Source organism: Bradyrhizobium sp. NBAIM14, assembly GCF_020193895.1.
Lineage (GTDB): Bacteria > Pseudomonadota > Alphaproteobacteria > Rhizobiales > Xanthobacteraceae > Bradyrhizobium > Bradyrhizobium yuanmingense.
In genome coordinates this window covers 20,896-33,542 of sequence record NZ_JADYVQ010000013.1, presented here as the reverse complement: position 1 = coordinate 33,542, position 12,647 = coordinate 20,896, and the positions used below count along the sequence as shown (strand labels likewise).

General features: G+C 63.9%; 12 protein-coding genes. 9 read left to right on the top strand and 3 right to left on the bottom strand.

From position 1 onward, the window contains the following. The first annotated feature begins 1 nt into the window (after position 1). From I6F28_RS25680 to I6F28_RS25655, 6 genes are all read left to right on the top strand, one after another. Positions 2-475, top strand: coding sequence for a DoxX family protein (locus tag I6F28_RS25680; RefSeq protein WP_225141701.1), 474 nt, complete (start codon positions 2-4; stop codon positions 473-475). Positions 476-685: 210 nt separating this feature from the next. Further along, positions 686-1,969, top strand: a complete 1,284-nt coding sequence (locus tag I6F28_RS25675; protein WP_225141699.1) for an alginate export family protein — start codon at positions 686-688, stop codon at positions 1,967-1,969. Positions 1,970-1,998: 29 nt separating this feature from the next. Further along, positions 1,999-2,934, top strand: a complete 936-nt coding sequence (locus I6F28_RS25670) for a pirin family protein (RefSeq protein WP_225141912.1) — start codon at positions 1,999-2,001, stop codon at positions 2,932-2,934. A gap of 58 nt (positions 2,935-2,992) precedes the next feature. Then, a complete protein-coding gene (locus I6F28_RS25665; protein ID WP_225141697.1) occupies positions 2,993-3,667 on the top strand; it encodes a YoaK family protein in 675 nt (224 codons plus the stop codon). Between the two features lie 5 nt (positions 3,668-3,672). Next, the gene (locus tag I6F28_RS25660; RefSeq protein ID WP_225141696.1) at positions 3,673-4,908 is read left to right on the top strand and encodes a low temperature requirement protein A; all 1,236 of its coding nucleotides are present in this window, start codon (positions 3,673-3,675) and stop codon (positions 4,906-4,908) included. Positions 4,909-5,120: 212 nt separating this feature from the next. Next, positions 5,121-5,504 carry a recombinase family protein gene (locus I6F28_RS25655; RefSeq protein ID WP_524536114.1) on the top strand — a complete coding sequence of 128 codons (384 nt, stop codon included), beginning with the start codon at positions 5,121-5,123 and terminating at the stop codon, positions 5,502-5,504. Here the strand turns inward: I6F28_RS25655 and I6F28_RS25650 are convergent. After that, positions 5,410-6,465, bottom strand: coding sequence for a DUF6538 domain-containing protein (locus I6F28_RS25650; RefSeq protein ID WP_225141694.1), 1,056 nt, complete (start codon positions 6,463-6,465; stop codon positions 5,410-5,412). The two genes, I6F28_RS25655 and I6F28_RS25650, sit on opposite strands and share 95 nt — an antisense overlap. A gap of 168 nt (positions 6,466-6,633) precedes the next feature. Further along, on the bottom strand, positions 6,634-7,545 hold the full coding sequence (locus I6F28_RS25645; protein WP_225141692.1) for a LysR family transcriptional regulator: 912 nt from the start codon (positions 7,543-7,545) through the stop codon (positions 6,634-6,636). 111 nt (positions 7,546-7,656) lie between these two features. Between I6F28_RS25645 and I6F28_RS25640 the strand changes: the two genes are divergently transcribed. Together I6F28_RS25640 and I6F28_RS25635 are read left to right on the top strand one after the other, a co-directional pair. Then, positions 7,657-9,297, top strand: coding sequence for an FAD-dependent oxidoreductase (locus I6F28_RS25640; RefSeq protein ID WP_225141691.1), 1,641 nt, complete (start codon positions 7,657-7,659; stop codon positions 9,295-9,297). A gap of 74 nt (positions 9,298-9,371) precedes the next feature. Further along, positions 9,372-10,352: a Bug family tripartite tricarboxylate transporter substrate binding protein gene (locus I6F28_RS25635; protein WP_225141689.1), complete on the top strand. Its 981-nt coding sequence runs from the start codon at positions 9,372-9,374 to the stop codon at positions 10,350-10,352. Positions 10,353-10,562: 210 nt separating this feature from the next. Here I6F28_RS25635 and I6F28_RS25630 read toward each other — a convergent pair whose 3' ends face one another. Next, on the bottom strand, positions 10,563-11,465 hold the full coding sequence (locus I6F28_RS25630) for a LysR family transcriptional regulator (RefSeq protein WP_225141687.1): 903 nt from the start codon (positions 11,463-11,465) through the stop codon (positions 10,563-10,565). A 92-nt stretch (positions 11,466-11,557) separates the two neighbouring features. Here I6F28_RS25630 and I6F28_RS25625 point away from each other — a divergent pair, with 92 nt between their 5' ends. Continuing rightward, positions 11,558-12,619 (top strand): aldo/keto reductase, encoded by a 1,062-nt coding sequence (locus I6F28_RS25625; protein ID WP_225141685.1) that lies wholly within the window; start codon positions 11,558-11,560, stop codon positions 12,617-12,619. The last annotated feature ends 28 nt before the right edge of the window (positions 12,620-12,647 follow it).

Genomic DNA, 12,647 nt, shown 5'->3' with positions numbered 1-12,647 from the left:
CATGGCCGCTTCGCCAATCGTTCCCACGATCATCGCGGCCAAACTGGCCGCGGTGGCGCGGCCGATCCTCGGATCCGCCGCCACGCGGTTTCTCGCCTATCTCGGCCTTTGTGCGGCCTACATCCAGGGCCCGCTCACCAAAGTCCTCGATTTCGACAGTGCGATCGCTGAGATGACGCATTTCGGTCTATCGCCGGCACCGGCCTTCGCGGTAATCGTGATCGCTTTCGAGTTGATCGCAAGCGCGATGGTCCTGTTCGGGCTGTGGCGTTGGCTCGCAGCCCTCGCCTTGGCTGGGTTCACGTTGATGGCGACTTTCGTCGCTCTGCGCTTTTGGGAGATCCCGGTCGGTCAGGGACGCATGATGGCGATGAACGCCTTCTTCGAGCACCTCGGCCTCATTGGCGGCTTCGTTCTCGTTGCCATCGACGACCTGCGTGGAACGAAAGATGCCGCTCATGAGCACCGGCCCTAGCTTGCCCGTCGCCTGCAGTACTCATGCAGTTCGGTCGACCGCCGGTGAGAGACAAACGGCGCCCACGCGCATCGATCCTGATCAAGCCGGGGACACCGTGCGCCCTCATCGATCCCCACGCACCGCATCGCAAAGGTGACGAAGTTGCCTATGGCGCACCCATCCTGTCTCGCGGTTGCCTTGTGCGGCCTAGTGTTGAGCAGTGCCGCAATGGCACAGGAGACCAATTCCACCGGCACCGAAAACGATCCTTTCGATGCGCTGAAGAACATCCCGCTCTCCTCGGACGGCAGCGTCTATGTCCACATTGGAGGGCAGACCCGGATACGGTCGGAGTCTTCGAACCACTTGGTTTTCGGGCTGGCTCAGCCTCCCCATAACGACGCTCTGCTCATCCGCTCGTTCATCTTAGCCGATTTTCACCTCGGCCCCTATCTGAGAACCTTTGTCCAATTGGGCACGGGGCAGGCCCCGATTTGGAACGGGACCCTGCCGGCCACGCAACTCGATCGCTTTGATCTACTGCAAGGCTATGGCGAGTTGATGCTCCCGTCCGCCGGTGGAAGCTTCATGCTGCGTGCCGGCCGACAGGAAATGAGTTTCGGTTCGTCGCGCCTCGTCTCGGTACGTGAAAGTCCGAACATCCGCCGGGCGTTCGACGGTGCTCGCACAGCCTGGATCGTTTCGCCGGACACGCGCATCGATGCGTTCGTGGTTCGGCCGGTTCTGAATCAGACCGGCGTCTTCGACGACCGGTCGGACACCAACCAAGCTTTTTGGGGTGTCTACGCCACCAGTCCTGTTCCCGGCATTTCGGAACTCAAAGCCGATCTCTACTATTTTGGTCTGGACCGCGGCGCCGCCAGGTTCGCGCAAGGAGTCGCCGATGAACATCGACACACTGTGGGTGCGCGATTGTTCGGAAAAGCCAACGAGTTTGATTGGGACTTCGAGGGCGCATATCAATTCGGCAGCTTCGGAGCGGCTAGTATCAGTGCGTGGACAGTCTCCGGAAGCGTTGGTTACACCCTCCAAGATGTTCCGTTCTCGCCACGCATCGGTCTGAACGCCGATGTGATCAGCGGCGATCACAATCTACACGACGGAACACTCGGAACCTTCAATCCACTGTTCCCGAAATTGCCCTATTTCTCCGAAGCAAACCTGGTCGGTCCCGCCAACCTCATCGACATCCAGCCGAATCTGACGCTGACGCTGGTGAAGAACGTGACGCTGAACGTCGGCTGGAATCCACTCTGGAAGGAATCCACGGCCGACGCGTACTACGGACCAGCAGTCACGCCGGTTGCGGGCACCGCTGGCGGCTCCGGCCGGTACATGGGTCAGCAGATCTCGACGACCCTGACATGGACGCCAACCAAGCATCTGACCCTGGGGGGCACCTACGTCAACTATACGCCTGGAGAGCGGATTCGGGAGGCGGGCGGGAAGCCCGGATCTTTTGTCGCCGCTTGGGCGACGATCTCGTTCTGACGGCAATTCGCTCGAAAGGGACTGTTGATATGAGCTGGAATCCAACTCTCGAACCGCTCTGCCCGGAAGCAGGCGAGCTCGAGTCGATCGAAACGCAGATCATTCCGCGCGCACGCGACCTCGGCGGGTTTGAAGTCCGCCGGGCTCTTCCCGCCCCCGCCCGGCAGATGGTCGGGCCGTTCATTTTCTTCGATCAGATGGGTCCCGCCGAATTCCTCACGGGCGGTGGAATCGATGTGCGGCCTCATCCGCACATTGGGCTCGCGACAGTGACCTATCTCTACAACGGCGAGTTCCAGCACCGCGACTCGTTGGGCACGAACCAGATGATCTACCCGGGCGAAGTGAACTGGATGATCGCCGGTCGTGGCGTGACGCATTCCGAGCGCACCAGTTCAACGACGCGCGCCGGCAAGAACAGTCTTTTCGGGATTCAGACGTGGGTGGCGCTCCCCGAAAACGCCGAGGAAACCAGCGCGAGCTTCGAGCATCACGCCAAGGAGGCGCTTCCGTTTCTCGAGGGTGAGGGCAAACAGGTCCGGCTGATTTTGGGTTCTGCCTGGGGCGAGACGGCGCCGGTGAAGACCTTCACCGAGATGTTCTACGCCGACGTGGTGCTTGAGCCCGGCACGGCCCTCCCCTTACCCGACAATCACGAGGACCGCGGTCTCTATATCACGGACGGTTCGATCCAGGTCGCGGGCGATCGGTTCGAAAGCGGGCGGATGATGGTGTTCAGGCCGGGTGACGCCATCACCGTGCGCGCCGGCGAGCGCGGGGCGCGCCTGATGCTGCTCGGCGGCGAGACGCTTAACGGCCCGCGCTATCTTTGGTGGAATTTCGTCGGATCCTCGCAGGAGAAGATCGACGCCGCGAAAGAGGCTTGGGCAAAAGGTGATTGGGCTCATGGCCGTTTCCGTCTGCCACCCGGCGACGATCAGGAGTTCATCCCGCTTCCGGATTGATGGCTCAGTCAGATCGAGACGATTTACATTTCGAACAAGAAAAGGGGGGTGGCAGAGCATGCTCGACACACTTCGCGGAAAAAGCAATTCACTGGTGCTGGCGTTCATTTCCGGATTTGCCGACGCACTATTCTTTATCCATTTGGGCGGGCTCTTTGTCGGCCTGGTCACCGGCAACGTCATCCTTCTCGGACTGGCCATCGTCGGTCACGAAAAGGGCGGCCTGCAGGGTCTGCAGATCATGACATTTCCCCTCTTCATGCTGGGCGCCGGCTTTGCGGCGATGTTGGTTACGTGGATCAGGCCGCTGGAGCGCGCAACGTACTGGACCATCTTGATCGCGGCCTGCGCGTTCGCAGTGTCAGCCGGTCTAGCGATCAGCCAGACTGGCCCGGCATCCACCTGCGCGCTTTTCGTCGTCGTCGCGATGGGCATGTTGACCGCCATCGAACGTCTCGACTCGCGGCTCGGACCACCTTTTTCGTTGATGACGGGCAATATCGCCGGTCTGGCGGTCGCGGGCGCCCGTCGGTTGATTGGCTATAGCGAGACTCCCGGAGAATGGGGGCAATCGTTGACCTCGTTTATTCTCGTTATCGGTTTCGTGGCGGGATGTGGCGCGGGCGCATTCGCGCAAAAGACGGTCGGCGTCGCCGGCATGATCCTGCCGGCTGCCCTGCTGTTCCTGATCGGCATCTTCTATTCGCCTCAGAGCGCTCAGAAGGCAGGGTGAGTGCCATGGGTCACCGCGTCGTGCCGACCGTCCTCGCCATCTGGAATCAGCGTCTCCTCGACGGGCGGACTTCGATGTTTAGGTTCTTGACCTTGAGGCTCGCACCTCGTGATCCACACGAGCCCAATCGCAGTGCGACGTCGCTCGAGCTCATGTTCGACCTGGCGACGGTTGTAGCCGTCGGCGCCGCTGCCCATGGACTGGCGCATGAGATCCAGAGCGGCCATGTCATTGCCGGCGTGGTCAAGTTCCTGTGCAGCTTTTTCATGACCTGGCTCGCCTGGGCCAACTACACATGGTTTGCCTCGGCTTACGACGACAAATCCGTCGTGTTTCGTGCGTTGTCGATGGTGATCATGTTCGGAGCGCTCGCGCTCGCTGGTGGTCTGAATAGCGCCTATGCCGATGAGCCCATACGGACTGCCCTTGCCGGTTTCATCATCATGCGGCTTGGGATCGTCGTGTTCTGGCTTGGCGCAGCAAACGGCGATCGAGAGGCGCGGCCAGCGGCGCTACGCTATGCGCTCGCAATCTCCGCGATGCAAGTCTATTGGACGGCCGTGATCGTCGGTTTCCCCCCGCAAGGACTGTTGTATCTTTCGCTGTTCGCATTGGGCGCCGTCGGTGAGTTGGCGATACCGGCACTTGCCGAGCGCAACGTGGCGACCCCTTGGCACCACGATCACATCGTTGAGCGCTACAACCTGTTCAATATCATCGTTATTGGCGAATGCTTCTTGTCGATCGCGAGGATCTTCACCGCCACCGAGAGGCCCGACCTCAAACATTTCTGGCTGGCCAGCCTGTGCTCTGTGATCGCATTCTCGATGTGGGGGCTTTACTTCGATCGAAAAGAACAGCTGCTTCGCCGCCAGCTCGGCTCGGTTCTGCTTTGGGCCTATGGCCATTACGTGGTCTTCGCTGCCGGAGCGGCGACCGCGGCGGGCTTTTCCATCTTCCTGGCCGTGAGCCAGCAGCGTGCAAACATCTCCACGCAAGGCGCTTCCCTCGCCCTCGGCATTTCGATTGCGTTCTATCTCACCTCCCTGTGGCTCGTGCGTGATCGGGCAAATCCAAGCGGCGTCATTCAATGGGTTCTCCTTGGTGCGGCTGCACTCATACTGGTGGCGGCCACATTCGCACCCTATCCGCTCGAGGCGATCACGGCGGTTCTAGCCGTAGCTGCTCTTGTGCGCCGGAACCTCCATCCCTACAGCAAAGTCACCGCGGATATGCCATGAGAAGGCAAGGCTTTCTCCGCTTCGGCCGCTGGACACCTGCGCAGAGATTACCAACACCATCGGCAGCTAACACAATTTCTAGGCCATCGAACTTCGGTTTTTCCTAGCGGCCAATGGCCGCGCCCGACGCCCGAGTTTGATCGGCGTTGCCGGCCCGAACGCGCAAGGTGTATTTGCTAGGCTTGGTGCCTCTGAAGTAGCAGGAGGGGTGCATGGGTAACTGGCTCGTCGTTCCGAAGGGGACAGGCCTGGCGAGGCGGACCCGAGCGCGTCGCGCCGCGCAATACGTCCGGATGTCGAGGGAGCTCCAACGCTACTCGATCAAGAACCAGATGGCAGCAATCGCGACCTATGCCGAGGCGAACGCTCTTACAATCGTCCGCACCTATTCGGACGAGGGTCGCAGCGGCCTCCGGATCAAGGGCCGGCCGGGTCTCATTGAACTGATTGAGGACGTGCAGTCGGGGCAAGCCGACTTCGACCACATCCTCGTCTACGACGTCAGTCGTTGTAGGCGCAGATCCAGGGAATCCAGCGTCGCGCGGCACGGGTCTCCGGTGCGGTCAGATGCGAGAAGGCGGCGCAGGTCGCCGTGAGGATCTTCGTGGCCTGGACATCGGTGAAGCCCTTCTTGTTCGAGGTGTTGGTCCCCTTCACGCCCCGGACGCGGATGCGGGCAAACGGGTTTTCGCCCGTGAACTTGAGCCGCTCGATCTGAAAGCCCGTGACGGCCCGCAAGGAGGCGATCCAGACCTCCCTGATCGACTTCTTCGCGACGCCCTCCTCGGTGAGGTGGTCCACCCAGCGGTAGGCATCGTCCCTCGTCATTCGGCAGAGGTCGGAATGGCCGACGAAAACGCAGAAGGCCGCGATCTTCGGACGCCAGCGCTTGGCAGTCGGCCCATTGGCCCCGCCCTTGATGCCGGCCTTGTCGCAGTAGAATTCGAACGCCTCGTGGAGGTCGATCCGTGCGGAGAGGGAGGGGGCGTTGTTGTCGAAGGCCTTCGACTCCGAATAGTCCTGCCTCATGGCGGCGCGGGCCAGGTCGACCGAGACCTGGCGCTGGGCTTCGACGAACATGGGCAGGAAGCGGCGACGGTCGGCCTCGGCCAGGACGTACCCGGTGCGGCTCAGGAAATCGTCCAGGGCCTGCTCGTCGAACTCGCGCTGTTCATCGTTTTCCTCTTCGTCGCGGACATGGGTACCTTGGCCCCATTTGGCCCCCGGAGGCGGGTTGCGGATCCGGTCTCGGCCCTGTTCATGGACGACGCGCTGGAGGCCGCTGAGCTCGAAGTCGGTCATGCTGCGGGCTGTCGGCGCGGCCTTCTTGGCGGCCGATCGCGACGCGAGCAGCCGGTCCTGCCACTCCTTATCCAAGTCCAGACTGAGTTTGTTGCACCTGACCTGTGCCGTCTTGAAGTGGTCGGTCTCGAGCGAGCGCCAGACCTCCCGGCGTCCGACGACGGCCCGAAAGCGCTCCGGGACTTTCTTGCGGAGCCAGTAGATCTCGCTCTTGATGGTCCCGTCCTTGTTCTTCTTGCGGACCGGTTCCGGCATGCGGTTGCTTCCCAATGGTGTAGCCCCTTGGTGTAGCCCCGGGACATGCAGGAAGCCCTTATTCCGCCGATAAAATTTGAAACATCAGCGGGTTAGCTTAACGGGGGTGGTGGGAATCCCTCCCTCTCCGCCAGCTCAGCGACCCCCCCTCTCAATAGCTCCGCAAAATCAGCCTGATGCTGCTGCCGTTCGGCCGGCCAGCACCATCCGCGCCGTCGTCACGAACGCCTGCGCCGCCGGCGACAACGTTCGGCCCTGGCGCTGCAGCAGCGACACGGGGCGGGTGAGGGCGGGGCGCACCAGCGGTCTTGCGATCAGTGTCGGGAACTGGTCGGCCGGCAGCATCGTCGCGGGCAGGATGGCGAGGCCGAGGCCCTGCGCCGTCATGGCGAGCGCGGTGTTGATCAGGGTCACTTCATAGGTCGGATCGAGGCGCTTGCCCTGCGCGCTCAGGGCCTGATCGATCTGCATGCGGATGCGTGTCTCGCTGCGCATCGCAATCGTCGGCAGTTGCACCAGCTCGTCCCAGGTTAGGGACCGACGCGCGGCGAAGTCCGCGGTGCGACGGCCGATCGCGCTCAGGCGGCCGCTCGTCAGCGTCTCGATCGTCATGTCCGCGAATTCGCCCTCCACGCTGCCGATCGCGAACTCGGCATCGGTCGTGCTCAGCCGTGGCACGAGATCGTCGGCGGCGACATCGCGCATGTCGATCTCGATGTCGGGATGGCCAGTGCGGAATTTCGCCAGCACCATGGGCAGCAGCGCCGATGCCGTGCCGGCCGAGGCGAGAAACACGACCCGGCCGGCGCGGGCCTGCGCGAGATCACGCATGCGGCGCGACAAGCCTTGCGCGTCGCTCAGCATGCGCTCGGCGGCGGCGAACGCCTCGTCGGCGGCCAGCGTCGGCTGCACCGAGCGCGTGGAGCGGTCGAACAGCTTGACGCCGAGCTGGGCCTCGAGCTGCTGGATCAACAGGCTCGCCGCCGATTGCGTGATGCCGAGCTCGCGGGCGGCCCGCGTGATGCTGCGCGTCCGGTACACGCCGGTGAAGACCCGCAACTGGCGCAATGTGACATTCATGGCGAAATCTCATGAATTGATGAGCTCTTTCCGACTTATCGCATAAACGGACCTGCAATAAAATGCATGCTGTGCGGACGGAAAGAATCCGCGGCAAGGATTGGAGCGAGCATGAGAGCACAAGTGCTGGTGGTGGGGGCCGGGCCCGTCGGATTGACCGCGGCGATGGATCTCGCTTCGCGCGGAATCGACGTCGTCGTCGCGGAGATCCGCCACGCCGGCGATCCGCCCAGCGTCAAGTGCAATCACGTGTCGGCGCGCTCGATGGAGATTTTTCGACGGCTCGGAATAGCCGCCCGCTTGCGCGATGCGGGGCTCCCTGCGGACTTTCCCAACGATTGCTCCTATAGGACCACGGCGACCGGGATCGAGCTTTGCCGCATCGACATTCCCTCCCGTGCGCGCCGCTATAGCGCGACCGGTGGCCCCGACACCTGGTGGCCGACGCCCGAGCCGCCGCACCGGATCAACCAGGTCTATCTCGAGCCGATCCTGTTCAGCCATGCCGCGGCGCAATCACGCATCAAGATCCTGGCGCGCACGGAAATCACCGACATCGAGCAGCACGACGACCATGTCGTCGCGCTGGCGCGCGATCTCGACAGCGGACATTCGCTCCGGATCGAAGCCAGCTTCGTGATCGGCTGCGACGGCAGCCGATCCCTGGTTCGAAAAGCAATCGGTGCCAGCCTGTCCGGCACGCCGGTGATCCAGCGCGTGCAGTCGACCTTCATCGAAGCGCCGCAACTTAAAGAGCTGATGGGGGCGCACAAGCCGGCCTGGATGGTGCTCTCGCTCAATCCGCGCCGCTCCGGCACCGTTGTTGCGATCGACGGCCACGACCGCTGGCTGATCCACAATCACCTCAAGCCCGACGAGCCCGAGTTCGACTCGGTCGATCGCGACTGGGCCATCCGTGCCATTCTCGGCGTCGACGAGCGCTTCGAATACCGCGTGCTCAGCAAGGAGGATTGGGTCGGACGGCGCCTCGTGGCCGACCGCTTCCGCGACCGCAGGGTCTTCATCTGCGGCGACGCCGCACATCTGTGGATGCCCTATGCCGGCTACGGCATGAATGCCGGCATTGCGGACGCCGTCGATCTCTGCTGGCAATTGGCGGCGCATCTGAACGGCTGGGCGCCGGCTGCAATTCTCGATGCCTATGAGGCGGAGCGGCAGCCCATCACCGAGCAGGTGTCGCGCTTTGCGATGGATCATGCGATGAAGATGATGGCGCAGCGCGGCGGCGTGTCCGCCGAGATCGAGGACGACACGCCGCGCGGCCAGGCGGCGCGCGCGGCGCTGGCGAAAGCGGCCTACGATCTCAACGTGCAGCAATATTGCTGCGCCGGCCTCAACTTCGGCTATTATTACGACGCCTCGCCGATTATCGCCTATGACGGCGAGACGCCGCCGCCTTACGCGATGGGCAGCTTCACGCCCTCCACCGTGCCGGGCGCCCGCGCGCCGCATTTGTTCCTGCGCGACGGACGCTCGCTCTACGACGCCTTCGGCCCCGGCTACACATTGCTGCGGTTCGATCCGGCGATCGATGTGACGCGGCTGCAGGACGCCGCAAAGGCGCGCGGCGTGCCGCTCGCGCTGATCGACGTCGCGCCGGAGGAGGCGAGCGGCGCCTATGCCGAGAAGCTCGTGCTGGCGCGGCCCGACCAGCACATCGCCTGGCGCGGGCAGTCCGCGCCGGAGAACCCGATAGGCCTGCTGACACGTATCACTGGCGCTGCGGCGTAGGACGACATCGAGCGGACGGCCTGGCGACGTAGCTCGCCAGGTTGGTTTCAAGAACAGAACGCAAGGAGGAGACCGTGTTTCACGTTGCAAGACGCCGCATCCTGACCGCGCTGACGGCCGCCGCTTTCGCACTGTTGCCGGTGGCGGCGGCCCGAGCCGCCTATCCCGAGCAATTGATCAAGATCATCGTGACCTTCCCGCCCGGCGGCAGCGCCGACACGGTCATCCGCGCGCTCGAGCCGCTGGTCACCGCCGAGCTCAAGCAGGGCCTGGTGATCGAGAACCGCGCCGGCGCCGGCGGCAACATCGGCATGGCCGCGGTCGCACAGGCAAAGCCCGACGGCTATACGCTTGGGGTGGCGCCGGCGGGTGCGTTGACCGTGAATCCGCACCTCAATGCCTCGATGCCGTTCGCGCTGAAGGATCTCGCGCCCATCACCCTGCTCGCGGAAATTCCCTTTGTGCTGGTCGCGTCCGCGAATATTCCGGCGCGCACACCTGCGGAGACCATCGCGCTCGCCAAGGCGAAGCCGGGTGGGCTCTCGATCGGGCATGGCGGCAACTCGACCGCGATGCATTTGACCGCCGCGCTGTTCACGCAGAGAAGCGGGATCGCGATGGAGCTGGTGCCGTATCGCGGGACGGCGCCGGCGGCGGTCGATGTTCTCGCAGGCCATGTCCCGTTCGCGGTGCTGGATATTCCGGCATCGCGACAATTGATCCTCGAAGGCAAGCTCAACGCGATCGGCGTGTCCTCCGCGCGCCGCCTTGCGTCCCTGCCCGATGTGCCGACTCTGGCCGAGAGCGGCCTTGCCGGTTTCGAATCCGTCGGCTGGTTCGGGCTCGTTGCTCCCGCCGGCACGCCTGCGGATGTCATCGCCCGACTGAACGAGGCCTTCGCCAAGGCGCTGAAGGACCCTGCCGTGGCGGAGAAGATCCGCACCCTCGGCGCGGAGCCTGCGCCGACCTCGCCCGAGCAGTTCGGCCGCTTCATTCAGGACGAAAGCGCGAAATGGGGCAAGCTGATCAGCGAGGCCGGCATCAAGGCAAACTGAAGCGGCTTCAGGTCGAATCGATCGCCACGGGCTCGGTGCAACCTCTCCCGCTTGCGGGAGAGGTCGCGCCGAAGGCGCGGGTGAGGGCTTTCTCCTCTTGGGGGCTATCCCATTGCGGAAACACCCTCTCCCCAACCCTCTCCGCAAGCGGGAGAGGGAGCGCACCTACGTTGCAGCAATCAAAACCGGATCTCAATCACGCTCACTAGTTCAGCGCTTTCCGCTTCCACGATAACGCACGTGATCGACCAGCGCGCGCAGCTTCGGCGGAAGATTCCGCCGATCCGGAAAGTAGAGGAAGAAGCCGGGGAAGAACGGGCAGAATTCCTCCAGCAGGGGCACCAATTCTCCGCGCTCGATATACGGCTTGAACGTCTCTTCCATGCCGAATGTCAGGCCGCCGCCCGCGCAGGCGGTCCGCACCATGACCCACATGTCGTTGGTCGTGATCCTCGGCTCCACCGCGACGTCGAACTCGCGCCCCCCTTCCGCAAATTCCCAGCGGTAGGGAGCGACGTGCGGCGCCGGCCGCCAGCCGATGCAGCAATGCTGTGAGAGCTCGCGCGGTTGCGAGGGCGCGCCGAACCGCTCCAGATAGGCGGGAGCTGCCACGACCAGCTGGCGCTGATCGCCCGAAACAGGCACGGCGATCATGTCCTGCTCGATCACTTCGCCGAGCCGGACGCCGGCATCAAAGCCCTCGGCCACGATGTCGAATTCCTCGTCGGTCACGGTCACGTCGACCTGCACGCCGGGATGAGCCTGCGTGAATTCGGCCAGCAACGGACCGCGAATGAATCGCTCGGCGATCGATGAGACGGCAAGACGCAGCTGCCCCGTCGGCTGCGCGTCACGGTCGCGGGCGCCATTGATCGCCTGTTCGACTTCGGCGAGCGCCGGGGTCACGCGCTCGTGCAGGCGCAGGCCGGCTTCGGTCAGACTGACGCTGCGCGTCGTTCGCTGCACGAGAGCCACGCCCAGCTGGTCTTCCATGCGTCGGATAGCCTGGCTCACGGCGGATCGGGTCACCCCGAGCCGCTCGGCGGCGCCACGGAAGCTCTTGGCTTCCGCGACCGCGATGAAAACGGCAACGAGGTTCAGGTCCGTGGTCATTGGTTAGTTAGGCTTACCACCCCAGTCATCATTGGCCAACTTCTCCCACCTCTCGCCGCGGACTATCTCGGAGCCACACGAAGGAGGCTCTGATGACGTCGCTCGATCAATACCGCCTGCTTGGCCGCTCCGGCCTGCGCATATCGCCGCTCGCACTGGGCACGATGACGTTCGGAACCGAGTGGGGATGGGGCGCGGATGCCGGCGAGGCCCGGCGCATCTTCGACCTCTATGTCGACCGCGGCGGCAATTTCATCGACACCGCGGTGAACTACACCAACGGCGCGTCCGAGCGCATGGTCGGCGAGTTTGCCCGCGGCAAGCGCGATCGCCTCGTGCTCGCCACCAAATTCACCATGGCCCGCGATCCCGGCAACCCCAATTCCGGCGGCAACCACCGGCTCAACATGGTTCGTTCCGTGGAGCAGAGCCTGCGGCAGCTCGAGACCGATCGCATCGACCTGCTTTACCTCCACAGCTGGGATGCGACCACGCAGCCGGACGAGGTGATGCGAGGCCTCGACGATCTCGTGCGCAGCGGAAAGGTTCTGTATGTCGGCATTTGCAACACGCCGGCCTGGCGCATTTCGCAGCTGCAGACGATCGCAGATCTGCGCGGCTGGTCGCCCTTCGTGGCCCTGCAGATCGAATATAATCTGGTCGAGCGCACCGTCGAGCACGAGCTCATTCCGCTGGCGGCGAGCCTAGGCCTCGGCGTGCTGCCCTGGTCGCCTCTTGGCGGCGGCGTGCTCACCGGCAAGTACAGCCGGGCCGACCTCAGGGATTCCCAGGAACGCGCCGTCGGCACGACACGCGCCTCGATCATCGCGTCATCCGGCCTTCTCAACGAGCGATCGCTGGACGCGGCCGAGACGGTGCGATCCGTCGCCTGGGAGCTCGGCGCGACGTCCTCGCAAGTGGCGATTGCATGGACGCTGGCCAATCCCGCGGTCACCGCGCCGGTGATCGGGGCCCGCACGCTGGAGCAGGCGGAAGACAATTTTGGCGCGGTCGGGATCTCGCTGTCGCCCGAGCAGATGGCGCGCCTCGACCAGGCGACCGCGCCCGATCCCATCTTTCCAGGCCGCTTCCTGCGCCGCCCGATGGTCGAGCAGCTCATCTTCGGCGGCGCCGCCGTCGCGCGGCGCGGCTAGATCGAGCAACAACGCGACCGACCATGCG

What these genes read in the sequence shown, in the direction of transcription:
- I6F28_RS25680 (WP_225141701.1), top strand. Translation starts at nt 2, where the DNA reads ATGGCCGCTTCGCCAATCGTTCCCACGATCATCGCGGCCAAACTGGCC.
- I6F28_RS25630 (WP_225141687.1), bottom strand. Translation starts at nt 11,465, where the DNA reads ATGACCACGGACCTGAACCTCGTTGCCGTTTTCATCGCGGTCGCGGAA.
- I6F28_RS25665 (WP_225141697.1), top strand. Translation starts at nt 2,993, where the DNA reads ATGCTCGACACACTTCGCGGAAAAAGCAATTCACTGGTGCTGGCGTTC.
- I6F28_RS25645 (WP_225141692.1), bottom strand. Translation starts at nt 7,545, where the DNA reads ATGAATGTCACATTGCGCCAGTTGCGGGTCTTCACCGGCGTGTACCGG.
- I6F28_RS25650 (WP_225141694.1), bottom strand. Translation starts at nt 6,465, where the DNA reads ATGCCGGAACCGGTCCGCAAGAAGAACAAGGACGGGACCATCAAGAGC.
- I6F28_RS25670 (WP_225141912.1), top strand. Translation starts at nt 1,999, where the DNA reads ATGAGCTGGAATCCAACTCTCGAACCGCTCTGCCCGGAAGCAGGCGAG.
- I6F28_RS25625 (WP_225141685.1), top strand. Translation starts at nt 11,558, where the DNA reads ATGACGTCGCTCGATCAATACCGCCTGCTTGGCCGCTCCGGCCTGCGC.
- I6F28_RS25660 (WP_225141696.1), top strand. Translation starts at nt 3,673, where the DNA reads ATGGGTCACCGCGTCGTGCCGACCGTCCTCGCCATCTGGAATCAGCGT.
- I6F28_RS25675 (WP_225141699.1), top strand. Translation starts at nt 686, where the DNA reads ATGGCACAGGAGACCAATTCCACCGGCACCGAAAACGATCCTTTCGAT.
- I6F28_RS25640 (WP_225141691.1), top strand. Translation starts at nt 7,657, where the DNA reads ATGAGAGCACAAGTGCTGGTGGTGGGGGCCGGGCCCGTCGGATTGACC.
- I6F28_RS25655 (WP_524536114.1), top strand. Translation starts at nt 5,121, where the DNA reads ATGGGTAACTGGCTCGTCGTTCCGAAGGGGACAGGCCTGGCGAGGCGG.